The following is a 23,432-nucleotide window of genomic DNA, read 5'->3' as shown; positions in this document are numbered from 1 at the left end:
TGATGGTGTCACACTTGGTGCCTGGCAGATCAATGCTGGACTTTGTGATCCAGCGCCGCATAGAAATTGGCGCTCTGTTGCAGGTATTTCTGGGTGTAGGTCTGGGTGCCGGTTCTTTTGTCGTTGATCTCGACGCTGGCATTGGCTGGCAGCACTACGCTGGCTGAGATGGCGGACGCGGCGATGACGGAGAAGAGATTGAAGTTCATGGCGGTAACCCTCGTGTGCAGTTGGCTTGCTTGCCTGTGTAGGCCGTGAAGCAAACTTACGCCCGAGGGTTGGCGCGCTTGAAATCTTTTGTATCAGTAGCCGATATCACTGCGATTAATACAACGGTGCAAGCCCCGTCAGGCGGGGCCTCACGCTTACGGGCGGGACAGGAACTTGAGATCGCTGGGCGCATCGAACGCCAGCTTCTGCACGGTTTTACCCAGCAGGCCGCTGTGTCCATCACGCTCGATGACGACGATCTGGTTACTTTTCTGGTTGGCCACCAACACAAACCGGCCACTCGGATCGAGGCTGAACTCGCGGGGATGATCGCCTTCCACCGAACGCCGTTGCAGCTCCTTGAGCTCACCCGTGCTCGGGTCGATGGCAAACACCAGCAGCTCGTTGGCCGTACCGCGGTTGCTGACGTAGAGGAACTTGCCATCGGCAGAAGCATGCAACGCGGCTGCGGCTTTTTTCTCCGCTGGCTGCCCGGCTGCCAGGTCCACCAGTTGGCGCTGGGTCAGCGTGCCATCCTGGTAGTCGAACACCGCGACTTGCGCGCTCATCTCCATGCTCAGGTAGGCATGCTTGCCATCGGCGGCGAACAGCAGGTGCCGTGGCCCGCTGCCTGGTGGCAACTGCACCGAGGCTGGCGTGGCGGCCGTCAGCGGGTGCTCCGGATTAGCCTTGGGGTCGTAGCGATAGACAAACACCTGGTCGGCCCCCAGGTCATTGGAAAACACGAACCGACCGTCCGGTGACGACACCGTCGAATGCACGTGGGCCGACATCTGGCGCTCGGGGTTGACCCGGCTCGCCGGATGGCTGCTCAGTTGCACTGGTGGCGACAATCGGCCCTCGCGGCTGACCGGCAAGACCGCCAGGCTGCCACCCGGGTCGGCCGCTACCGAGTAGTTGCTGACGAACAGGTACTGGCCATCGGCGCTGAGGCTCGAATGAGTCGGCTCGTTGCCCAGGCTCTGTACCTGGTTGATCAAGCTCAGTTGGCGGGTCTTCGGGTCGATCGCCAGGCTGCTGACGCGTCCGACCACGTCAGCTTGTCCGGGGCCATTCTCGTTGACCACGAACAGTTGCCGCTGATCGCGGGACAAGGTCAGCCACGAAGGGTTGGCGCTCTGGAACACTTGCAACGGCGTGGCGTCGAGCTGGCCGCTGCGGCTGTCGAACTGCAGGCGATAGATGCCCTGGCTCTGGCCTTGGGTGTAGCTGCCAATCAACAGTTCATGGGGCTCGACGGGAGCGGCCTGCACCCCCATCGCGGCGAAGCTGCTGGCCACCAGGAGCGGCCAGAGGTTACGCATCGCCATGGTCTTCGCCTTCATCATTGCTGCCACTGAACGCGCTCATGCACACCAGGCGGTGCTCACCGGCATCGCCGCGCAGGGTCCAGCTCTGCAGGTCGGCGTCGAACACGGCCGCCTGTACCTGGGCCAGGCTGAACACCCAATGCTTGGCCGCGCGGCCATCCATGCACTCGATGTGCAACTGATCCTCCTCGTCCAACGAGAAGTCGAAGGCGTGCAGGCCATCGATTTCCAGCATGTCGCAGGTTTCGAGAATGGTGAGCAAGGTATCGGTTGCAGCAGTCATGGCGATCAATCATCAAGTTGAAAGGCGCAATGATAGCGGCCGTGAGCCCGACAGCGCAGCGAACCGGCAAAAAAAAACCGCAACCCTGGGGCTGCGGTTCTTTCACTTCAGGTCAGGATCAGTGGGCAAACAGCGAATTACCCTTCTGCCCTGCCAGTTTCTCCGGCTTGATCAGGAACCGCGCCAGGGCTGGCAACAGCCACAGGGCGCCGAACATGTTCCACAGCAGCATGAAGGTCAGCATCAGGCCCATGTCGGCCTGGAACTTGATCGCCGAGAAGATCCAGGTGCACACGCCGATGGCCAGGCACAGGCCGGTGAACAGCACCGCCTTGCCGGTGGATTTCAGCGTCTGGTAGTAAGCCTCCTGCAATGGCAGGCCGGCGCGCAGGAAGCTTTCCAGGCGGCTGTAGATGTAGATGCCGTAGTCCACGCCAATCCCCACCCCGAGCGCCACCACCGGCAAGGTTGCAACCTTCACGCCGATGCCCATGAAGGCCATCAGGGCGTTGCCCAGCACCGAGGTCAGGACCAGCGGCAGGACGATGCACAAGGTCGCCGCCCAGGAACGGAAGGTGATCATGCACATGGTGGCGACACAGATGTAGACCAGGATCAGGATGGTCAGCTCCGACTCCTTGATCACCTCGTTGGTGGCCGCCTCGATCCCGGCGTTACCGGCGGCAAGGATGAACTCCAGGCCGTCCTTGTTGTTTTCCTTGGCAAACTCCTGCACCGCATGCACCGCGCGGTCGAGGGTTTCGGCCTTGTGGTCGTTGAGGAACACCAGCACCGGCGCCAGGGAGCAACTGTTGTTGTACAGGCCGTCGGCGCGGGCGATGGAGTTGTTCAGCACGTCAGGGTTACGCGACAGGGTTTCCCATTTCAGGTTGCCCTCGTTCATGCCCTTGATCATCTGCTTGGACACGGTCACCAGGGAAATCGCCGACTGCACGCCCTCGGTGTTCTGCATTTTCCACATCAGCTCATCGATCGGTGCCATGGCCTCGTAGCGCGAGCAGCCTTCGGACTTGGTCTTGACCATCACCACCAGTACGTCGGAGCTGGTGGAATAGTTGTTGATGATGAAGTTGTTGTCCTTGTTGTAGCGCGAGTCCGGACGCAGCTCCGGTGCGCCCTGGTCGAGGTCACCGATTTTCAGGTTCTTGCTGTACCACAGGCCGCCACCGAAGGCGATCAGGGCGATCAGGATCGACACCGGCGCGACTTTGGAGCTGGCGAAGTTCGACAGCAGGCGCCAGAACGGGTGTTCGCGGGTCGCGTCTTTCTTGCTTTTGGCGATAGCACGCTTGCTGATGCCGACGTAGGAAATCGCCACCGGCAACAGGATCAGGTTGGTGAACACGATCACCGCCACGCCGATGGAGGCGCCGATGGCCAGCTCGCGAATCACCCCGATGTCAATGATCAGCAAGGTAATGAAGCCCACCGCGTCCGCCAGGATCGCGATCATGCCCGGCAGGAACAGCTGGCGGAAGGTACGCCGGGCTGCGGTCAGCGCGTTGTCGGCCTCGCTGGATTGCAGGGCGATACCGTTGATTTTCTGCACGCCGTGGGAAATACCGATGGCGAAGATCAGGAACGGCACCAGCATCGAGTACGGGTCCAGGCCGAAGCCGAACGCATGCATCAAGCCCAGTTGCCAGATCACCGCCACCAGGGTGGTACTCAGTACGGCGATGGTGCTGCGCACGCAGTTGGTGAACCACAACAGCAGGACCAGGGTGATGACAAAGGCCACGCCGAAGAAAAGCACCACCATGATCAGGCCATCGATCAGGTCACCGACCTTCTTGGCAAAACCGACGATGTGAATCTTGATGTTGGGGTTCTGTTGCTCGAACTTGTTGCGGATCTTGTCTTCAAGTTCGTGGGAGAACTTCTGGTAGTCCAGCGCCAGCAGCTTGCCCTGGTCTTGCGGGTCCGGGTAGGACTCCAGCAGCGGAATGTCGACGATGCTCGACTTGAAGTCGTTGGACACCAGGCGCCCGACCTGGCCGGACTTGAGCACGTTGTTGCGCAGCAGTTCGAGGCTGTCGGCCGAGCCGTTGTAGCTCTGCGGGATCACTTCGCCGCCGGCAAAGCCCTCCTCGGTCACTTCGGTCCAGCGTACGCTGGGGCTCCACAGCGACTTCAGGCCCGAGCGATCGACGCCGGAGATGTAGAACACCTCGTCGTTGATCTGGCGCAGGGTCTCCATGTACTCCTTGGAGAAGATGTCACCGTTGGTGGCCTCCACCGAAATCCGCACGGTGTTGCCCAGGTTCGCCAGGTCGTTGCGATGTTCCATCATTTTTTCAATGAACGGATGCTGCAGCGGGATCATTTTTTCGAAGCTGGTCGAAGGCCGGATCAGCGTCGCCTGCCAGAACAGGAAAATGCTCACCAGCAGGCAGATCACGATGACTGCCGGGCGGTTGTTGAAAATCAGGCGCTCGAGAAACGTCGCCTTGTCTTGATGATGACTGCTCATGGATGTCATTTCTCCGCCTTCTTATTATTTGCCCGGCTCATTTATTCAGTTCTGCGCCGGTTGGCGAAGTGGCGCGAACGCCGCCCTGTCCGACCAAAATCAAATTGCCGTTGCCTGCCGCCGTGACGCCCGCCACCGAAATCCGGTCTGGGCGATTGAACACACTGAAGGTCTGCCCGTCGTCATTGCTGCGCACCACGCTGCCGCCGTTGCCGACGATCACGATCGAGCCATCCTCGAGCAAGGTCGCGCCAGACAGGCCGAATTCCAGGGCGCCGCGCGCGGCCTTGAGCTCGACCGGCTCCCAGGTGCTGCCAAAATCGCTGGAGCGGAACAGGTTGCCGCGCAAGCCGTAGGCCAGCAGCGTCGATGGCTGGGCGGTGCCGATGACCCCGAACAGCGAACCCTCGTACGGGCCTTCGACCCGTTCCCAGGTCTGGCCCCAGTCGGCGGAGCGGAACATGCTGCCCTGCTCTCCGACGATGAACAGGCCGGCATCCTTGACCGCGGCAATGCCGTTGAGGTGGTACTGATCTTCGTTGTCGAGGCGGTCACTGACGTCTTCCCAGGTTTTCCCGGCGTCGGTGGTTTCCAGTAGCGCGCCATAGGCACCCACGGCAAAGCCGTTGCTGGCGTCCTTGAACCAGACGTCGAGCAACGGCGCTTCGCGCTTGAGGTCTTCGAACTGCTTGGTCCAGGTCACTCCGCCGTCGGCGCTGGCGAGGATCTGCGCATCGTGACCGACGGCCCAGCCATGCTGGTCATCGACGAAGAACACCGAGGTCAGCAACTGCCGCGAAGGCACCTTGGCCTGGGTCCAGGTGCTGCCCTGGTCATCGGAATAGAGAATGTGCCCGCGGTCACCGACCGCGATCAGCCGTTTGCCGGCATGCACGACATCGAGCATCAAGCCCTTGGCGGACTTGGCCGATTCAATGGAATAGACCGTATCGACGGCTGGCGTGGCATTCGCCAGGGCCGGTGCCGACAGGACCGCGCTGCCCAACAGCGAGAGCGCTGTAGCCAGCAACGCGAATCTGCGTAGTGCCGGCGGGCGGCCAATACCCACACCCATGACAGGCTCACTCATAGACCTTTCCCCCATTATTATTGTTAGGTCGTTCAACCTTTCAGGGCGCCGTGCGGGGCGTGCTACCAGATGACCGGATTCAGCGTTGAGCTGAAACCTGCAATCTAGAGCCCCTTCTCGGAAGCTGGCCTATCCTATCCAGCTTTAGAATCGTCTGACAATCGACGCCACGTTATGTTTTGTTAACTTGGGGAGTAAGGGTAGGCGCTGAATGGCAAGGCATTAGTGCGCATGATGAAAAAAGGCCACGAAGGTTAATGCCGATCAGTTAAGCCCTTTTGTAGGAGCGAGCTTGCTCGCGAAGAACTCAACGACGCCGCGTTTATACTGAATACACGCGTTATCGTTGACGTTTTTCGCGAGCAGGCTCGCTCCTACATTAGTAGATTCTGCTGTTCGCAGATTTTGCATCACATACAGCAAACCTGTGGGAGCGAGCTTGCTCGCGATGGCGGTGGGTCAGGCGCCATCGATGTTGAATAGGAAACCGCAAGCAGGTGCCGCAAGCGGGCACCGCAAGCGGGAGCCCGCTCCTACCTAAGCCAGGCTTTTGCTGACCACCTCGAAGACGTCGCTGGACAGCTCGCCCGAGGCGCGGATGCGTTCCAGTTCAGCTTTCATCAGCGCCTGGCGGGCGCTGTCGTATTTGCGCCAGCGGGTCAACGGCGCCAGTTGGCGCGAGGCGATCTGCGGATTGAAGCCGTTGAGCTCGATCACCAGGTCGGCGAGGAAGCGATAGCCCGAGCCGTCGGCGGCGTGGAAGTTGATCAGGTTCTGCCCGGCGAACGCCCCCACCAGCGCCCGGACCTTGTTCGGGTTCCTGAGGTTGAACGCCGGGTGCTCCATCAGTTGCCGCACGCGCTGCAAGCCACCCGGCAGGCCGCTGCCAGCCTGAACGCTGAACCACTGGTCCATGACCAGCGGATTGTCCTTGAAGTGCTCGGCGAAGCTCGCCAGGGCCTTGGCCCTCTCGGCCTCGAACGGCGAATTGACCAGCACCGCCAACGCCGTCAGGCGCTCGGTCATGTTGTCGCAGGCCTCGAACTGCTCAAGGGTCGCGGCCAGGACTTCAGGCTTGGCGCTGAGCATCAGGTAGGACAAGGCGATGTTCTGCAGGCTGCGCCGGGCAAAGTGCTCGGCCTCAGCGAGGTACGGTGTCTGCCGGGACAGCTCGCGATTGGCCTGATAACGCAGCCACAACCCTTCGAACAGTTGCTCGGCCAGTTGTTTGCGAGCAAATTCACGGGCGGCATGAATGGCCTCGACGTCCGCCACTTCGCTGATTTCGGTCAGGTAGGCTTCACTCGGCAGCGAGAGCATTTCGGCAACCATGGCCTGGTCCAGGCCCGGATCGGCGAGCACGCTGCGCAGCGCTTCGATCAAACGCTGGTCGAGGGCCAGTGCCTGCCCCGCCTGGTGCTGGCCGATCAGTTCCTGGAGCACTTGCACCGACAGTTGCTGGCCGGCTTCCCAACGGTTGAAGCCGTCGCTGTCGTGCTGCATCAGGAACATCAATTGGTCGCGGTTGTACGGGAAGCTCAGTTTCACCGGTGCCGAGAAACCGCGCAGCAAGGACGGCAGCGGGTGTTCGGCAATGTCGAGGAAGGTGAAAGTCTGTTCGGCTTCGGTCACCGACAGCACGCGGGAGGTGCCACTGGCCGCCGCTTCGCCGCTCAGGCGCAGGGCAATCGCCGCGCCCTGGCGGTCCAGCAGGCCCAGTTCCAGGGGAATCACGAACGGCAGTTTCTGCACCTTGTCCGGGGTTTCCGGGCAGCTCTGGCGCACGGTCAGGCTGTAGGTCCTGGCCGCGGCATCGTACGACTCGCTGACCGCCAGGCGTGGCGTGCCAGCCTGGCTGTACCAGCGCTTGAACTGGGTCAGGTCGACCGCGTTGGCGTCTTCCATGGCCTTGATGAAATCATCACAGGTCACGGCCTGACCGTCATGGCGCTCGAAGTATAGGTCGCTGCCTTTGCGGAACCCTTCGTTGCCGAGCAAGGTGCGGATCATGCGCACCACTTCCGAGCCCTTCTCGTAGACCGTCAGGGTGTAGAAGTTGGAAATCTCGATGAAGCTGTCCGGGCGCACGGCATGCGCCATGGGGCCGGCATCCTCGGCGAACTGATGGGTGCGCAGGTAGGCGACGTCCTCGATCCGCTTGACGGTGCGCGAATGCATGTCAGCGGAGAACTCGGCATCGCGGAACACCGTGAAACCTTCCTTGAGCGACAACTGGAACCAGTCGCGGCACGTCACGCGGTTGCCCGACCAGTTGTGGAAGTACTCGTGGGCGACCACCGCCTCGACCCGCTGGTGGGCGGCATCGGTGGCGGTTTCGGCACGGGCCAGCACGCAACTGGAGTTGAAGATGTTGAGACCCTTGTTCTCCATGGCACCCATGTTGAAGTCGTTGACCGCGACGATCATGAAGATGTCCAGGTCGTACTCGCGACCGTAGACTTCTTCGTCCCAGCGCATGGACTTCTTCAGGCTGTTCATGGCGTGCTGGCACTTGTCGATGTTTTCCGGCTCGACATAGATGCGCAGGGCCACGCTGCGTTCGGTCATTGTGGTGAAGGTGTCTTCGACGCACCACAGGTCACCGGCCACCAGGGCGAACAGGTAGGCCGGTTTCATGAACGGGTCTTCCCAGGTCGCCCAGTGCCGGCCGTCTTCGCCTGGGCCTGAGGCAATCGGGTTGCCGTTGGACAGCAGCACCGGATAGCTGTGCTGCTCGGCGCTGACCGTGGTGGTGAACTTGCTCATCACGTCCGGGCGGTCGAGGTAGTAGGTGATCTTGCGAAAACCCTCGGCCTCGCACTGGGTGCAGAACATGCCACTGGACTTGTACAGGCCTTCCAGGGCGGTGTTGGTTTGCGGGTGGATGCGCACGCTGGTATCGACCGTGAAGCTGGTGCTGGTCGGGTGCAGGGTCAGGTGGCTGTCGCTCAACTGATAGTCGGCCGGCGTCAGCGTGTTATCGCCCAGGGCCACCGACAGCAGTTCCAGCTGCTGGCCGTCGAGCACCAGCGGCGGCAGGCCGGCGCCTTGGGCCGGGTTGCGGCGCATCACCAGTTGCGCATGGACCAGGCTGTGGTCCTCGAACAACTCGAAGGTCAGGTGCGTCTCGTCGATCAGGTACTCAGGCGCCTGATAGTCCTTCAGGTAAATCATCTTCGGTTGTTCGGTGCGCATGGCTCGAATCCTTCTACTGATGCACGGCGAGCTGGTAGGCCGTGTATTTACGAATATTGATCACGCCGGTGTCGAAGATCAGGTACTGGCCCTTGATCCCCATCAGCGTGCCTTCGGCAATCGGGTTCTTGTCCAGGTTAAAACTGACAATCTTCGCCGGGTATTGTTGCACCGGGTAATGGATCTCCAGCGGCTCGACATCGGTCACCGGTTGGATCGCCTGCAAGCCAAAACGCGCCTGCAAGCCTTGCAGGCCTTCGGCACAGCTGGCAAACAGTTGATCGCGAACCGCGGCCAGGTCGACCGTGGGCGCTTCGCCTTTGAGCAAGGCACGCCAGTTGGTCTTGTCGGCCACCTGGCTGCGGAACAGGTCTTCGACGAACCCCGATTGCTGACGGGTCGACACCCGCATGATCGGCAGTGCCTGGCGGGCGCCCTGGTCGATCCAGCGGGTCGGCAACTGGGTGGCGCGGGTGATCCCGACCTTGACCCCGGATGAGTTGGACAGATACACAATGTGATCGGTCATGCAGAACTGCTCGCCCCAGCCCGGGTCGCGGCAAGTGCCAGCGTCGTAGTGACAGCGTTCCGGGCTCATGATGCAGACGTCGCACTGCGCCAGCTTGGTCATGCACGGGTAGCAGTAACCCTGGCTGAAGCTGGTCTTGGTCTTGCGTCCACAATGGCTGCAGTGGATCGCCCCCAGGAATTCCAGGCGCAGCGTGCTGCCGATCAGCGGGTTGACCGGCACCTCGGTATCGCCCAGGCGAAAAGCGTATTGCACCGCCGACGCGTCGAGGCGCGCCGACATTTTACTGATTGCACCGCGGCCAATCTCGATCAATGGATGGCATCCGACTTGAACAGGATATTCGGCACTTCGATCGACTTGGAGCTGCATTCCTGCGGGCCCATGTAGCCGGTGCGCTGGTCTTCGGGCAGGTTCTGCACTTCCCAGGCAATCATTGCCTGCAACGACAGTTCACGCTGCTCGGCGGTGAGTTTGCCGCCGTCGGACCACTTGCCGATCTCCACCGCCAGTTTCAGGCTCTGGTAGATCTCGGGGGTGATGTTGTTGATCATTTCGCTAAAAGAGGACATCAGGGTCTCCGTGCTCTTCATTTACTAAACAGATTAGAGGGCTGTTTTACGACGACTGTACAAGCCGCCCAACAAACCGGTGGCGCAGCCGACGAGTAACCCGCCGACGTGGGCCGCATTGGCGATTTCGCCGAAACCGATCAGCGAGATCAGCCCCGACAGACAGAGCACCAGCCACACCAGCATCATCACCAGCACGCCACGCGGCAGGCGATAAGCCGGGTTCGGCGCCAGCCATTGGTAGATCCAACAGTGCCCAAGCAGGCCGTACAGCACTCCGGACAGGCCGCCGAACAGCCCCGGACCGCCGTAAAAATACTGGGCGTAGTTCGACACCAGGCTGAACAGCAGGGTCAGGCCCAACAGGTTGATGCCACCCTGGCGCGCTTCGATGCGCCGTCCCAGTTCCCAGTACCACATGCCGTTCATGGCCACGTGCAGGAAACCGAAGTGGATCAGCATCGGCGTCACCAGGCGCCACCACTGCCCCGCCGCCAGGCTGTCGGCCAGGGGGGTGAAGTGGATGTACTCGCCCACCACGCGAAACTGCAGGAAGGTGAACCAGCGCATCGTATCGAGGTTGGTCCCCAGTAAGGTGATAGCGCCGACGATCAGCGTCAGCAGCAGCACCAAGGCGGTCATGGGGCTGGCGCGCAGTTGCGCAATAAAACCCGGACGCTGGGATTTCGCCGCGGGCGGCAAGTCCAGTTGCTGATCGGGATCACCTGCTGGAAACCGTTGGTACAGCGCGCGCACGTCTTCGCTGACGGCGTGCGGCACCCAGAGCACCTGCTGTCCCGCCTCCTCGCTGACTCGATGGGGCACCTGCATACGTTGCAGCAGTTTGACAAAACCACTGAGGTCCACAGTCAGGGGCAGACGTAATACAGCAACAGCACTCATTGCGGGGCCTCCGGCCGTTCGACATCGACCCAGACGAATTTGCTCGGGTCGAGTCGGGTTTCCTGGTCAAGTCGATAGGCAACCAGCTTGCCGTACAGCACTGCGCTGTAGTCCAGGCACGCCAGGTTCTGGCGGATGGGCGCTGGTTTGCCGCTGCGCCAGTAGTGGCCGACGAACAACAAGGGCTCGTCGACGCCATAGCGCAGCAGGGTGTCTTTTTCCACTGGGGTCAGCGGGGTCTGGGCCACGGGTTCGGGCAAGGCGTCCGGCTGGAACACGATGTCGCCGTAGGTCTGCGGGTTGTCTTCCCAGAATTTGGTACGGAAGAACGAACGCGTCAGGCCATCGCCGCTGGTCATGGTCAAGCCGTGGGGCAGGCGCATGTCGGTGCCGCGCAACAGGCGGTCGAAGGCCATGCAGGCAAAGCTGCCGCTGACCGCCGCGGCCTGGACGAAGTGTTCATCCACGCAGCCGTCAGGGTGCTGGCGGCGCAGCAGGTCGATCAAGCCACCGTCCCAGCAGGCATGCACTACCCGGAAACGCCCGGCGTCGACAAACAGCGGCATCTCGTAGAACCATTCGAGGAAGTCGTGCCAGTCTGCGGGGTGGTGGGCAAACTGGCTCAGGGTTTCATCGATCAGCCGGGCATGGCGCGGGGTGTGCTCGCGCACGTACTGCTTGCCGCTGCCCGGTGGTGCCGGTGTGCTCCAGCCCAGCGCGTTGAACTCGTGGTTGCCCATGATGCACAGCGCCTGGCCTGCCTCGACCATGTCGTGCACCAGGTGCAGCGCCTCGCGGATGCGCGGGCCACGGTCGATGACATCGCCCAGGAACACCGCCATGCGCGATGGGTGACGCCACACGCCACCCAGCTTGTGGTACCCGAGTCGGTCCAGCAGATGCTCAAGGGTATGAGCGCAACCGTGCACGTCACCGATCAGGTCGTAGCTACGCGCGGGATCGAGCATCAGTCGCCTCCACCACCCAAACGGCTGCCCCAGCCAAGCTTGGTCCGGCAGACTTCGTAGTAGTTGTGGTCCAGTGGGTGGATCAGCCGCAACTTCTGCGCCTTCTTGCTGATAGTGATGGTGTCGCCGGGGGCGCAGGTAAAGTGATTCTGCCCATCACAGGAAACCTGCGGGTAAATCTGCATATCCTTGGACACGACGATTTTCAGCTCACTGTTGCCATCGACCACGATCGGCCGTCCGGACAAGGTATGGGGGTACATCGGCACAATCACAATGGCATCGAGCTTGGGATGCATGATCGGGCCGCCGGCCGACAGCGCGTAGGCCGTGGAACCGGTGGGTGTGGCGACGATCAGGCCGTCGGCTTTCTGGCTGCAGACGAACTGGCCGTCGATGTACAGCTCGAACTCGATCATCCGGGTCGACTTGCCGGGGTGCAGCACCACGTCATTGAGGGCATCGCCCTGGCCGATGGCTTCGGCATGGCGGCGCACTTCGGCCTGGAGCAGGAAGCGGTTTTCCACCAGGTAGTGGCCGTCCAGCACTTCGGCGACCTTGACTTCCAGCTCGTCGGGGCGGATGTCGGTGAGGAAACCCAGGTTGCCGCGGTTGATCCCCAGCACCGGGATGTTGTGTCGCGCCAGTGCCCGTGCGGCGCCCAGCAGGCTGCCGTCACCGCCGACCACAATCACCATGTCGCAGACTTCGCCAAGCATCTTGCGCGACGAGGTCTGCAGGCCGTGGCCGGGCAGGACTTCGGCGATGGTGTCTTCGAGAATCACGTGCAAGTGCCGGTCAAGCAGGAATCTTTTCAGTCGGCGAACGGTATCCAGCACCTGGGAACTGCCCAGGCGACCGATAATGCCGATATTGCGAAATTGCTCCATGGGGCTCCTGCGGGGGTCTGCGACGGCGAAAACCACGATTATGGGCGAAAGCGCTGCGTAGACAAAATCCTTTCAGCCGGGACTTTAGAAGCTATGCTCGCAAAATGATCCTGTTCCCCGATTTGCTCACCCTGCCCCACCAGTTGCACCACCCGCAAGTGCGCGACCTGGCGTGGGTGATTCTCGCCCCGCCAATGCTCAGCGCCACGCCCTGGCCGCAACGCCATCCGCTGGCCGGCAGCGCCTGGGTGGACGATCCGCAGCGCCTGGAGCGCTGGCTGCGCGAGCTCGACCGCGACAGCTACGCGCTGCTGCACTGGTTGTCCCAGGCTCGCACCCGGCGCTTGGGCCTGTATTACGAACGTCTGTGGCAGTTTGCCGTGCAGCATGCGCCGGGGATCGAACTGATTGCCGCCAACCTGCCGATCCGCCGCGAAGGTCATACCCTGGGGGAGCTGGACATGTTGCTGCGCGACCGCGACGGCGTGCATCACCTGGAGTTGGCAATCAAGCTCTACCTCGGCCCGCAACAAGGCAACGGCCAGGACCCCGCACAGTGGCTGGGCCCCGGTTGCCACGACCGACTGGACCTGAAGCTGGCACATTTGAGCCAGCACCAGCTGCCGATCTCCGCGCGCCCGGAGAGCCGCGCGGCCCTGGCCGCCCTGGATATCGGGGAGTTCAGCGCCAGGCTATGGCTCGGCGGCTATCTGCTGTACCCCTGGCCGGGGCACGCCGAACCCCCGACCGGTGCCCACCCGCAACACCTGCGCGGCAGCTGGCTGCACCAGAAGGACTGGCCGGCCTTTGTCGCGCAACGCCCGCCCGGGCGTTGGGTAAACCTGCCCCGCCACGCCTGGCTGGCGCCTGCGCACTACAGCGCCGACCAGGCCTGGCGCCCGGAGCAACTGCACGCCTGGCTGGCTGAGCTGCAACCCATGGCGCCGGCACAGTTGATGGTGCGCCTGAGCGAAAACCTGCAGGGCGACTGGGAGGAAGCCGAACGGTTGTTTCTGGTTTCTGATTTGTGGCCGAACGTTCCGGGGTCGAGCTGAGATGTGCGGTGGGTGGGCCGGCCTCATCGCGGGCAAGCCCGCTCCCACAGGTTTGGTGGTGTATGCAAAACCTGCGAACACCCCAAACACTGTGGGAGCGGGCTTGCCCGCGATAGGGCCAACGCGGTCCTAAACCGACAACCGCACCGCCAAGGCCGCCAGCGTCACCAGCAACACCGGCAATGTCAGCACAATCCCGACCTTGAAGTAGTAGCCCCAGCCGATCTGGATGTTCTTGCGTTGCAGCACATGCAGCCACAGCAAGGTCGCGAGGCTGCCGATCGGGGTAATTTTTGGCCCCAGGTCGCTGCCGATCACGTTGGCGTAGATCATTGCCTCCTTGACCACCCCGGTGGCCTGGCTGGCATCGATCGACAAGGCACCGATCAGCACCGTCGGCAGGTTGTTCATCAGCGACGACAGCAGCGCCGTCAGCAGCCCGGTGCCCATGGCCGCGCCCCACACGCCGTACTGGGCGAACAGATCCAGCCAGCCGGCCAGGTAGGCGGTCAGCCCGGCATTGCGCAGGCCGTAGACCACCAGGTACATGCCCAGGGAAAAAATCACAATATGCCACGGCGCTTCCTTCATCACCTTGCGCGTGGAGATCTTATGCCCACGGGCAGCGATAGCCAGCAACAGCGCCGCGCACACCGCGGAAATCGCGCTGATGGGAATCCCCAGCGGCTCCAGGGCAAAACACCCCAGCAGCAGGATCGCCAGCACCGCCCACCCGGCGAAGAAGGTGGCTTTGTCGTGAATCGCGGTCTTCGGCTCCGCCAGTTGCTCAGGCTCGTAACGCTGCGGTATATCGCGGCGGAAATACCACAGCAGTACCGCCAGGGTCGCGGCCACGGCCACCAGGTTGACCGGCACCATCACCGCGGCATAGCGGTTGAAGCCAATGTGGAAAAAGTCGGCCGAGACAATATTCACCAGGTTCGACACCACCAGCGGCAGGCTGGCGGTGTCGGCGATAAATCCGGCGCCCATCACGAAGGCCAGGGTCGCCGTCGGCGAAAACCGCAGGGCCAGCAGCATTGAAATGACGATCGGAGTGAGGATCAGCGCGGCACCATCGTTGGCGAACAGCGCCGAGACCAGGGCCCCGAGCAAGACCATATAGGCAAACAGCTTGCGCCCGCTGCCGTGCCCCCAGCGCGCCACATGCAGGGCCGCCCAGGCAAAAAAACCGGCTTCATCCAGCAGCAGGCTGATGATGATCAGGGCGACAAAGGTCCCGGTGGCATTCCAGATAATTTCCCAGACCAAGGGGATGTCGCTCAAGTGCACCACGCCACTGAGCAAGGCCAGCACCGCGCCGAGCATGGCGCTCCAGCCGACGCCCAGGCCCTTGGGTTGCCAGATCACCAGGGTGATGGTCAGCAGAAAAATCAATGAGGCGATCAGCATGCACAGCAACCTTCAATCAACGAGTTTGGGAAAGAGAAAACCATCAGCAGCAACGTTGTGGACGGCCAGGCATCGCCACCAACCGCGCGATATCCGCAGCCAACCAGGCCTCGTTGGCGACCAGGGCTTCGCGCAACAGCCGGGCGACCCAGGGCGCAAGTTGCGGATGAACCCGGTAATACACCCACTGCCCTTGCCGGCGATCGGCGAGCAGACCACTGCTGCGCAATTGCGCCAGGTGCCGGGAGATTTTCGGCTGGCTGAGGTCCAGCGCCGCAGTCAGCTCACAGACACAAAGCTCGCCTTCGTGGGTGATGAGCAAGGCGATACGGCTGCGGGTGTCATCGGCCAGCGCCTTGAATACTTCGACGGGATTGCAGGATGGGGACATGGAGGGAGTGCGCCTGGACTAACCAGGCGCAAATATATGGAATTTCGAATATCTGGTAAAGCACAGACTTTGGGAATCGGGTTCACCCGTGCAACTGTCGAGCTCGCGAGACTGCGTCAACGGCCGCAGGACGTTCATTCGATATGGCAATACCGCGTGGGGTCGCTGCGCAACCCCACGCGGCCTTCGGCAACTGCTACAAAGCTCACTCAGGATTTTTTGTGTTGCTCGACCCACTTGGCGTAGGCGTCGATGAAGCCTTGCAGGAACGGCCGGACCTTTTCCGAGAGCTTGCCCGCCTCATCGAAGGCCGAACCCGCGCCCCCCAGGTACGCTTCCGGCTGTTGCATGCACGGCACGTCGAGGAATACCAGGGACTGGCGCAGGTGGTGGTTGGCGCCAAAACCGCCAACCGCACCGGGTGAAACGCTGATCACCGCGCCCGGTTTACCGCTCCAGGCGCTCTTGCCGTAGGGCCGTGAACCAACGTCGATGGCGTTCTTCAACGGTGCCGGTACCGAGCGGTTGTATTCCGGGGTCACGAACAGCACCGCGTCGGATGAGCTCACCTGATCGCGAAAAGTGCTGTAGGCTGCCGGCGGGGTTACGTCGATGTCTTCGTTGTAAAGCGCCAGATCACCAATCTCGACGATGTTCAAGCGCAGGTTGGCGGGGGCCAGTTCGGCCAGCGCCAGCGCGACCTTGCGATTGATCGACTGTTTTCTCAAGCTACCCACCAGGACAGCAACCGTATAGACCTTGCTCATTGGAGATTCCCGACTATCTGGCTAAAGGAGCCTGTAGTTATAGATGATTCGGTGCCATTTCAGGGGGTTGTTGTGCGGTTATCGCGGCAAAACACTATTTTTTTCCTGTAGGAAAACTTACCAAGCTTATCGACGGTCTACAGAACCGCAAATTGAGTGACTTATCTCCAGAGGTTCTAAGCAGATGGCAGCAGTACTCGTCGGACAATTCCATGCAAGAGACGCGGAAGGCCGTGTCTATTCGGTGCATGAGTTCCAGGATTCCACCCCGTCGGCAGACGGTTTCAGCACCTCCGTTCCTGTTACCACCTACAAGCTGGCCATCGGTGATCGAGTCAACAAGCTCGACGGCAACGAATTTGTGCTGGTGCAATCGGGCGTCACCATCATTCGTGAACCGGACGCCAACGTCGCCTCTTGAGCCCGCCGTCATGAGCTGAAGTCAACGTCACGGACTTGGGTTAGGATTCAGCCACTACCCCTCACCTGCTGAACATGGACTTCACGCATGCGTCTACGCCATATCGAAGTGATCCAGGCACTCCTGCAAACCAGCCATCTGGGCACCGCTGCCGAGATGCTGCAATTGCCGGTGGCCGCGATCGAGGGGATGTTGCGCGAGGCCGAGGATCATCTCGGCTTCATGCTGTTTGCCAGCGTGCGCGGGCGCCTGCAGGCGACCCGCGAAGCTCGCCAGCTACAGGTGCAGATCGACCGCGTGTATGAAGCCTTCGAGCCCGTGCAACGCCTGGCCGACAGCCTGCGCCAGTACCAGGCCCCGCCATTACGGGTGATCTGCACTCCGCCCCTGGCCCAGCAACTGGTGCCCCAGGGACTGGCGAGCCTGCGCCGGCGGTTTCCCGATGCGCCCTGCTCGCTGCACAGCCAACCCACCCGCGATATCGTCAAGAGCCTGCTGCTGCGTGAAAGCGACCTCGGCTTGAGCCTGCATGACCCCGAACACGCCGACATTCACTGCCAACTCCTGGCCCAGGGCAAGCTGCAGTTGCTGGCCCCCCACGGCTGGCTGCAACCGCGACAGAAGTACATCGGCGTGCAGGACCTGGCGGGCCAGTCATTGGTCGGGCTGGAAGGCCACGACCCACTGAGCCCGCTGTTCGACAGTAAATTGCAGGCCCTGCGCCCCGCCCCGGTGATTCACACCCGGGTGCAGACTCACCAGATGATGCGCAGCATGGTCGAGGCCGGCGAAGGCCTGGCCATCGTCGACCCATTTACCGCCCTGGGTGCCAAGGCCGGTGGCCTGGACGTCTGCCCACTGTCACCGGCGGTGCCGATCAACCTGTATGCCCTGACCCTCGACAATGCTGTCGCCACACCAGCATTGAGCGCACTGCTGGAGATTATCAAGGCACAAGCCGAGGCGATGCTGGCGGGCTGACCGGGTGCTCCAGCGGGTCGGCAAACAGGCGGTACCAGAACAACGCCACTTCCGCCGTCTGCGGGTCGATACCGCGATATCGCAGGTGATCGATGCCGCCAATCACATACCCACAACGCTCATACAGCCGGCAGGCGCCCAGATTGTTGTTCTGGGTTTCCAGCATGATCCCCGGCAACTTCTTCTTGCGACTCCAGAACTGCGCCACGTCGAGCAATGCCTTGGCCACGCCATGGCGCCGCGCCGGCGCATGCACCGCCAGCTCATCGATATGGGCGAAGCCGTTCCAGTTGGTGCTGACCACGATGTGCCCCACTGGCTGGTCATCGAGGAAGGCCATGAAAATCGCACTGTCGGCGGCGTCGTGGAAACTGGCGAACTCCTCGGGGTCGATGCCGTAGCATTTGCGATAAGGCGTGATGGTTTGCAGCGGCCAGGCCGCCACAGGTGTATCAAGTTGGGCGCGGGCATAGGCCCTGACTTCAAAACTGAAGTCGCTGCCCCAGATGTACGCGGCAAAACCCTGGTCAGCGACACGCACTGCCAGGCCCGGGTATTTGGGGTTGATGACCGGTTGCATGCTGGGAAACGTCCTCAAATCTTGATGCAATCGACGGTGTAGTTCCGCCCATTGCCCTCATCTTCATGTTGCAGGCCGTGCACATCGGCGACGAACCCCGGGAAACTGCGGTCAAACGTGCGGGCAAACGCCAGGTAGTCGATGATCGAGCGAGTGGCCTCGGTAAAACGCTCACCGGGCATGATCAGTGGAATCCCCGGCGGGTACGGTACCAGCATCACGGCGGCGATGCGCCCTGGCAATTGATCGATGGGCACCGCCTCGACTTCGCCACGGACCAGTTGATCATAGGCATCGGCCGGCTTCATCGCGACTTCCGGCAGCACCGTGTACATGCGCTTGAGGTGCTTGGCCGTGGCGTTGCTGCGATAGCAGGCGTGCAGTTGATCGCACAGGTCGCGCAAGCCCATGCCCTGGTAACGGGCGCCGTCCTGTTGCGCCACACAGGGTAGGCAGACGGCGAGGCTGACGTTGGCATCGTAGCTGCGCTTGAACTCCAGCAACTCGGTGAGCAAGGTGCTCCATTTGCCCTTGGTGATGCCCATCGAGAACAGCACCAGGAACGAATACAGGCCGGTCTTCTCGACCACCAGGCCGCGCTCCCAGAGGAACTTGCTGACCACCGCCGCCGGGATCCCACGCTCGCTCAGCGCCCCGCCGGCGGTCAGGCCGGGCATCACCAGGGTCACCTTGACCGGGTCGAGCAGCACGTAGTCCTCGGCGATATCACCAAAACCATGCCACTCGTCTTCGGGCAGCAACAGCCAGTCCGCGGTTGCGACCCGGTCGATACCGGTCACCAGCGGTGGCTGCCAGATCGAGAACCACCAGTCATCGGCAGCAATGTGCTGACGCAGATTGGCCAGCGCCCGGCGAAAGCTCAGGGCCTCATCGAACATCTCCTGCAACAGCGAGCGCCCCGCCGGCCCCTCCATCATCGCCGACGCCACGTCCAGCGAGGCAATGATGCTGTACTGCGGCGATGTCGAGATGTGCATCATGAAGGCTTCATTGAAGCGGTCGCGATCCAGTTGCCGGGCACCACCGTCCTGCACGTGAATCATCGAGGCCTGGCTGAAGGCCGCCAGCAGCTTGTGGGTCGAATGGGTGGTGAATACCAGCGGGCTGTCGGCCGAACGCGAAGTGCCCATGCCGTAGCGCCCGGCGAAGAACTCGTGAAACGCCGCATAGGCGTACCAGGCCTCGTCGAAGTGCAGGACTTCGACGCTGTTGCCCAGGGTTTGCTTGATCAGCTCAGCGTTGTAGCAAAGGCCGTCGTAGGTCGAGTTGGTGACCACCGCCAGCTTGACTTTGGCGGCACGGCCACGGGTCAGCGGGCTGGCATCGATCTTGGCCTGGATCGATTCAGGGCTGAACTCGCTCAAGGGGATCGGGCCGATGATCCCCAGCTCGTTGCGCTCGGGGCACAGGTACAGCGGGATGGCCCCGGTCATGATGATCGAATGCAGCACCGACTTGTGGCAGTTGCGGTCCACCAGCACCAGGTCATCGCGGGCGACCATCGCCTGCCAGACGATCTTGTTGGCGGTGGAAGTGCCATTGATCACGAAAAAGGTGTGATCGGCACCGAAGTTGCGCGCGGCCCGGGCTTCGGCTTCGGCCAGGGGGCCGGTGTGGTCAAGCAGCGAGCCGAGTTCGGGCACCGAGACCGAGAGGTCCGAGCGCAAGGTGTTTTCCCCGAAAAACTGGTGGAAGGCCTGCCCTACCGGACTCTTGTGATAGGCCACGCCCCCACCGTGCCCCGGGGTGTGCCAGGAATAGTTGGAGTCGGCGGTGTGCTGCACCAGGGCCTTGAAGAACGGCGGCAGCAAGCCATCCAGGTAGCTGCGGGCGGCCCGCGCCACCTGGCGTGCGAGAAAGGGCACGGTGTCTTCGAACAGATAAAGAATGCCGCGCAACTGGTTAAGTTCGCTCATGGCGTCGGCCGGGGCGTTTTCCAGGGTGACCTGTTCGCCCAGGGCAAAAATCGGCAGGTTCGGTGCGCGGGCGCGGGCCACCCGGATCAACTCGGCCATGTTCTGCAGCAGGTGGGTGTTTTCCCCCGCCCCCTCGGCGGCAATCAACATGCACGCCAGGCCGTGGTGAGTCGAGGCAACCAGTCGCCCTTCCGCGTAATCCACCGCCGACACGACGCTGAAACCTTCCTGCTCCAACTCCCTGGCGATACCCCGGACGCGGTCACCGGCAACCGTGTCGGCCTTGATGTCGCGGTGAACGATGAGGACCGGGAACTTCAAGTCTTTGTACATGGGGCTTGGCGTCCTGAGACGGCGGACCATGGTCTGCCAATACACTCAGGGTAGAGGGTTGCGGCCCATGTAGCGAGCGATGCACCGGAACCTACGGGTAAACGGTATGGCTGATACGAGAACACCATGAACCCGGCACAAAAGCCCGCACAATCCATGGGTACACCGTCCCCCTGTGGGAGCGGGCTTGCCCGCGATGGTCGTGAACGATGCCGCGCCAAGCCAGGCTCAACGCGGGGTCCTTAAGTCCATCACGGACAAGCCGCAAGCGGGCGCCCGCTCCCACAGGGTCGGCGCTACTTCCTCAGCCCAGGGCTTTGGCTTCGGCCAGTTGGGTCCACAGCGCGGGCGCGCCGGCGGACTTGGCGATGATTTCCAGGCGCACGGCATGCTCGGCCAGTTCGGCTTCGCTGGCCCGAATGATCCGCGCCGGGGTGCGATCCGCCGGCAGGCGACGGATTTCACTGGCCTGGCTGCCGGAGCCATCACCCGAACCGTTACCGTCAGACGCATTGCCAGCCAGCGACAGGCTGGTCTGGCCGCCGGTCATGGTCAGGTAGACGTCGGCAAGGATCTCGGAGTCGAGCAACGCGCCGTGCAGTTCACGGCCGGAGTTGTCGACGCCATATCGCTTGCACAGGGCATCGAGGTTGTTGCGCTGCCCGGGGTGACGCTCCCGGGCCATCATCAGGGTGTCGAGGATCGAGCAGTGCTGGGTGATGTCCGCCCGGTCGTGCGCGCCCATCAGGGCAAATTCGTTGTTGATGAAACCAACGTCGAACGCCGCGTTATGGATGATCAGTTGGGCGCCCTTGATGAATTCAAAGAACTCATCGGCCACTTCAGCGAAGCGCGGCTTACCCACCAGGAACTCGTTGGTGATGCCGTGGACGCCAATCGCGCCCTCGTCACTTTCCCGATCTGGCTGCAAATAGACGTGGAAATGCCGGCCCGTCAGGCGTCGGCCGAGCAACTCGACGCAACCGATCTCGATGATCCGGTGCCCGTCGGTTACCGGCATGCCGGTGGTTTCGGTGTCGAGCACCACCATCCTCTGAGCCATCTATGTACACCCCTTCTGCGTAGCATTTTGCGTAGGGCGGCGATCTTAACACAGAGCTGCAAAGCACCGCCCGATGGCAGTTGCAGGCCTCAGCCCTGGTCGCCACCGCCCACCGGCATTACCAACCCGGTGATATAGGCCGCGGCGTCGGACGCCAGGAACAGGATCGGCTCGACCTGTTCATCAATGGTGCCATAGCGCTTCATCAGGCTGCTGTCGACGGTCTGGTCGACGATCTGCTGGTACCAGACCTGCTCCTGCGGGCTCTGCTCGGCGCTGTTGCGCGGGATTCGCCGCGGCGGCGCTTCGGTGCCACCTGGGGCCGTGGCATTGACCCGAATCCCGCGCCCGGCGGTTTCGAAGGCCAGGCACGCCGTAAGGGCGTTGACCCCGCCCTTGGCCGCGCCATAAGGCACACGATTGACACTGCGGGTGGCGATGGAGGAGACGTTGACGATCGCCCCACTGCCCTGCTCCAACATGTACGGCAATGCGGCGTGACAGCACCACAGGGTCGGAAACAACGACCGCCGGACCTCCGCCTCGATCTGCTGCGCCTCGTAATGTTCGAACGGCTTGGCCCAGATGGTGCCGCCAACATTGTTGATCAGGATGTCGAGACGTCCGAAACGCTCGACCGCGGCCTGCATCACCCGGTCGCACTCGGTGTATTGTTCAAGGTCGGCCGTGAGGGTCAGGACTTCGCAGTGTGCGCCCAGTTGCTCCTGCAACTCGAACACCAGCTCAGAGCGATCGACCAGCACCAGGCGCGCACCTTCCGCCGCCATGCGCTCGGCCACTCGACGCCCGATACCCTGGGCTGCGCCGGTAACCAGCGCGACTTTTTCGTGGAATCTGTGCATTTCCAATCCTCAAGACGGTGTGACTGATCCCTGTGGGAGCGGGCTTGCCCGCGATGACTTCGGCACAGTCAACATCATTGTTGGCTGACCCGGCGCTATCGCGGGCAAGCCCGCTCCCACAGGGATGGGGTGGCTGCCTGAGCCTGTCAGGCAGCACTGGCGGCAAATTTTTCGTAGTAGAAATTCTTTGGTGCAATGCCCTGCTCGCGGATGTACTGGCTCACCGCCTCGACCATCGGCGGCGGACCGCAGAGGTAGACGTCGACGTCGCCATCGTTCAAATGCCGGGGTTCGATGTGCTGGGTCACGTAGCCCTTGAGCGGGTGGCTGCTTTGCGGGTTGGCCACGCAGGCGCTGAAGCTGAAGTTGGGGATGCGTGCGGCAAAGGCTTGCAGGCGATCGAGCTCCACCAGGTCAAAATCGTTGGTCACCCCGTAGATCAGGTGCAACGGATGGGCACTGCCCTGGTCGGCGATTTTTTCCAGCATGGCGGTGAATGGCGCCAGTCCCGTGCCCCCCGCCAGCAGCAACAACGGCCGCTGGATATCACGCAGGTAGAAACTGCCCAGGGGGCCCGCCAGACTCATGCTGTCGCCGGCCTTGGCGATGCCGGTGAGAAAGCTGCTCATCAACCCGCCCGGGACGTTGCGGATCAGGAAGCTGACCTCGCCGTCACGCTGCAGCGAGCTGAATGAATAGGCGCGGGTCTGCTCGCTACCGGGAATGCCCAGGTTGACGTATTGCCCCGGCAGGAACGCCAGCTTGCTCAGGGCCTCACCCTTGATCGACAGGGCTATGGTGCTGTCCGACAACTGCCGCACCTGGCTGATGGCGGCGCTGTAGCTGGCCTGCTGGGTGCGGCAGACATCGGACGAGGCCGGCACCCGCACCACGCAATCGCTCTGGGCACGCATCTGGCAGGTCAGGACAAACCCCTGCTCGGCTTCTTCGGCCGTCAGCGCGTCTTCGATGTATTCCTCACCCAGGTCATAGCGCCCGGCCTCGGCAAAACACTTGCAGGTCCCGCAGGCGCCATCGCGGCAATCCAGCGGGATGTTGATGCCCTGGCGGTAGGCGGCATCGGCCACAGTCTCACCGGGGTTGGCGTCGACAAAACGGGTGACGCCGTCTTCAAAATTCAAAGCGATGGAATGGGACATGAC

Annotated in this window: 22 protein-coding genes; 3 read left to right on the top strand and 19 right to left on the bottom strand. The window is 62.2% G+C overall.

The window, feature by feature from the left end:
• Window positions 1-29: 29 nt before the first annotated feature.
• From ACIOVD_RS15690 to ACIOVD_RS15640, 11 genes are all read right to left on the bottom strand, one after another.
• Complete coding sequence (locus tag ACIOVD_RS15690; protein WP_095168809.1) at window positions 30-209, bottom strand: hypothetical protein; 180 nt, start codon at window positions 207-209, stop codon at window positions 30-32.
• 156 nt (window positions 210-365) lie between these two features.
• Window positions 366-1,541 (bottom strand): lactonase family protein, encoded by a 1,176-nt coding sequence (locus tag ACIOVD_RS15685; RefSeq protein ID WP_401128889.1) that lies wholly within the window; start codon window positions 1,539-1,541, stop codon window positions 366-368.
• Window positions 1,528-1,824: a DUF5629 family protein gene (locus tag ACIOVD_RS15680; RefSeq protein WP_401128887.1), complete on the bottom strand. Its 297-nt coding sequence runs from the start codon at window positions 1,822-1,824 to the stop codon at window positions 1,528-1,530. Before ACIOVD_RS15680 ends, ACIOVD_RS15685 begins: the two co-directional genes overlap by 14 nt.
• Before the next feature lie 118 nt (window positions 1,825-1,942).
• Window positions 1,943-4,318 (bottom strand): RND family transporter, encoded by a 2,376-nt coding sequence (locus tag ACIOVD_RS15675; RefSeq protein WP_371917593.1) that lies wholly within the window; start codon window positions 4,316-4,318, stop codon window positions 1,943-1,945.
• Window positions 4,319-4,355: 37 nt separating this feature from the next.
• Window positions 4,356-5,408, bottom strand: a complete 1,053-nt coding sequence (locus ACIOVD_RS15670; protein ID WP_401128884.1) for a WD40/YVTN/BNR-like repeat-containing protein — start codon at window positions 5,406-5,408, stop codon at window positions 4,356-4,358.
• A gap of 537 nt (window positions 5,409-5,945) precedes the next feature.
• Complete coding sequence (gene pepN, locus ACIOVD_RS15665; RefSeq protein WP_401128881.1) at window positions 5,946-8,603, bottom strand: aminopeptidase N; 2,658 nt, start codon at window positions 8,601-8,603, stop codon at window positions 5,946-5,948.
• Between the two features lie 13 nt (window positions 8,604-8,616).
• Window positions 8,617-9,447: a DUF2797 domain-containing protein gene (locus tag ACIOVD_RS15660; RefSeq protein WP_401128878.1), complete on the bottom strand. Its 831-nt coding sequence runs from the start codon at window positions 9,445-9,447 to the stop codon at window positions 8,617-8,619.
• Entirely contained in the window at window positions 9,444-9,704 is a 261-nt protein-coding gene (locus ACIOVD_RS15655; protein WP_095168815.1) for a YeaC family protein, read from the bottom strand. The genes ACIOVD_RS15660 and ACIOVD_RS15655 overlap by 4 nt, the downstream gene beginning before the upstream one ends.
• Before the next feature lie 33 nt (window positions 9,705-9,737).
• Entirely contained in the window at window positions 9,738-10,607 is an 870-nt protein-coding gene (locus tag ACIOVD_RS15650; protein ID WP_095168816.1) for a rhomboid family intramembrane serine protease, read from the bottom strand.
• Complete coding sequence (locus ACIOVD_RS15645; RefSeq protein ID WP_095168817.1) at window positions 10,604-11,575, bottom strand: metallophosphoesterase; 972 nt, start codon at window positions 11,573-11,575, stop codon at window positions 10,604-10,606. Before ACIOVD_RS15645 ends, ACIOVD_RS15650 begins: the two co-directional genes overlap by 4 nt.
• On the bottom strand, window positions 11,575-12,465 hold the full coding sequence (locus ACIOVD_RS15640) for an NAD(+) kinase (protein ID WP_095168818.1): 891 nt from the start codon (window positions 12,463-12,465) through the stop codon (window positions 11,575-11,577). The genes ACIOVD_RS15645 and ACIOVD_RS15640 overlap by 1 nt, the downstream gene beginning before the upstream one ends.
• A 104-nt stretch (window positions 12,466-12,569) precedes the next feature.
• Here ACIOVD_RS15640 and ACIOVD_RS15635 point away from each other — a divergent pair, with 104 nt between their 5' ends.
• Window positions 12,570-13,520 (top strand): DUF1853 family protein, encoded by a 951-nt coding sequence (locus ACIOVD_RS15635; protein ID WP_401128873.1) that lies wholly within the window; start codon window positions 12,570-12,572, stop codon window positions 13,518-13,520.
• A gap of 129 nt (window positions 13,521-13,649) precedes the next feature.
• On the opposite strand, the gene ACIOVD_RS15630 is transcribed toward ACIOVD_RS15635, so the two are convergent.
• From ACIOVD_RS15630 to ACIOVD_RS15620, 3 genes are all read right to left on the bottom strand, one after another.
• Complete coding sequence (locus tag ACIOVD_RS15630) at window positions 13,650-14,933, bottom strand: arsenic transporter (RefSeq protein WP_159995787.1); 1,284 nt, start codon at window positions 14,931-14,933, stop codon at window positions 13,650-13,652.
• Between the two features lie 43 nt (window positions 14,934-14,976).
• Window positions 14,977-15,324 (bottom strand): metalloregulator ArsR/SmtB family transcription factor, encoded by a 348-nt coding sequence (locus tag ACIOVD_RS15625; protein WP_095168821.1) that lies wholly within the window; start codon window positions 15,322-15,324, stop codon window positions 14,977-14,979.
• A gap of 209 nt (window positions 15,325-15,533) precedes the next feature.
• Window positions 15,534-16,091 (bottom strand): NADPH-dependent FMN reductase, encoded by a 558-nt coding sequence (locus ACIOVD_RS15620; RefSeq protein ID WP_095168822.1) that lies wholly within the window; start codon window positions 16,089-16,091, stop codon window positions 15,534-15,536.
• 184 nt (window positions 16,092-16,275) lie between these two features.
• Between ACIOVD_RS15620 and ACIOVD_RS15615 the strand changes: the two genes are divergently transcribed.
• Window positions 16,276-16,512 carry a hypothetical protein gene (locus tag ACIOVD_RS15615; protein ID WP_095168823.1) on the top strand — a complete coding sequence of 79 codons (237 nt, stop codon included), beginning with the start codon at window positions 16,276-16,278 and terminating at the stop codon, window positions 16,510-16,512.
• Window positions 16,513-16,599: 87 nt separating this feature from the next.
• The gene (locus ACIOVD_RS15610; protein WP_401128868.1) at window positions 16,600-17,493 is read left to right on the top strand and encodes a LysR substrate-binding domain-containing protein; all 894 of its coding nucleotides are present in this window, start codon (window positions 16,600-16,602) and stop codon (window positions 17,491-17,493) included.
• Here the strand turns inward: ACIOVD_RS15610 and ACIOVD_RS15605 are convergent.
• The 5 genes from ACIOVD_RS15605 to benC all read right to left on the bottom strand — a co-directional run bounded on the left by ACIOVD_RS15605 (window position 17,459) and on the right by benC (window position 23,429).
• Entirely contained in the window at window positions 17,459-18,073 is a 615-nt protein-coding gene (locus ACIOVD_RS15605) for a GNAT family N-acetyltransferase (RefSeq protein ID WP_095168825.1), read from the bottom strand. The two genes, ACIOVD_RS15610 and ACIOVD_RS15605, sit on opposite strands and share 35 nt — an antisense overlap.
• Before the next feature lie 14 nt (window positions 18,074-18,087).
• Window positions 18,088-20,343, bottom strand: coding sequence for an Orn/Lys/Arg decarboxylase N-terminal domain-containing protein (locus ACIOVD_RS15600; RefSeq protein WP_401128864.1), 2,256 nt, complete (start codon window positions 20,341-20,343; stop codon window positions 18,088-18,090).
• 304 nt (window positions 20,344-20,647) lie between these two features.
• Window positions 20,648-21,406, bottom strand: a complete 759-nt coding sequence (gene dnaQ, locus ACIOVD_RS15595; RefSeq protein WP_095168827.1) for a DNA polymerase III subunit epsilon — start codon at window positions 21,404-21,406, stop codon at window positions 20,648-20,650.
• Window positions 21,407-21,495: 89 nt separating this feature from the next.
• Window positions 21,496-22,269 carry a 1,6-dihydroxycyclohexa-2,4-diene-1-carboxylate dehydrogenase gene (locus ACIOVD_RS15590; RefSeq protein ID WP_095168828.1) on the bottom strand — a complete coding sequence of 258 codons (774 nt, stop codon included), beginning with the start codon at window positions 22,267-22,269 and terminating at the stop codon, window positions 21,496-21,498.
• A gap of 146 nt (window positions 22,270-22,415) precedes the next feature.
• Window positions 22,416-23,429, bottom strand: coding sequence for a benzoate 1,2-dioxygenase electron transfer component BenC (gene benC, locus ACIOVD_RS15585; protein WP_401128860.1), 1,014 nt, complete (start codon window positions 23,427-23,429; stop codon window positions 22,416-22,418).
• Window positions 23,430-23,432: the final 3 nt, after the last annotated feature.

The sequence above is a fragment of the Pseudomonas sp. NPDC087626 genome (genome assembly GCF_044743405.1).
Lineage (GTDB): Bacteria > Pseudomonadota > Gammaproteobacteria > Pseudomonadales > Pseudomonadaceae > Aquipseudomonas.
This window is presented reverse-complemented; position numbering and strand designations above follow the sequence as displayed.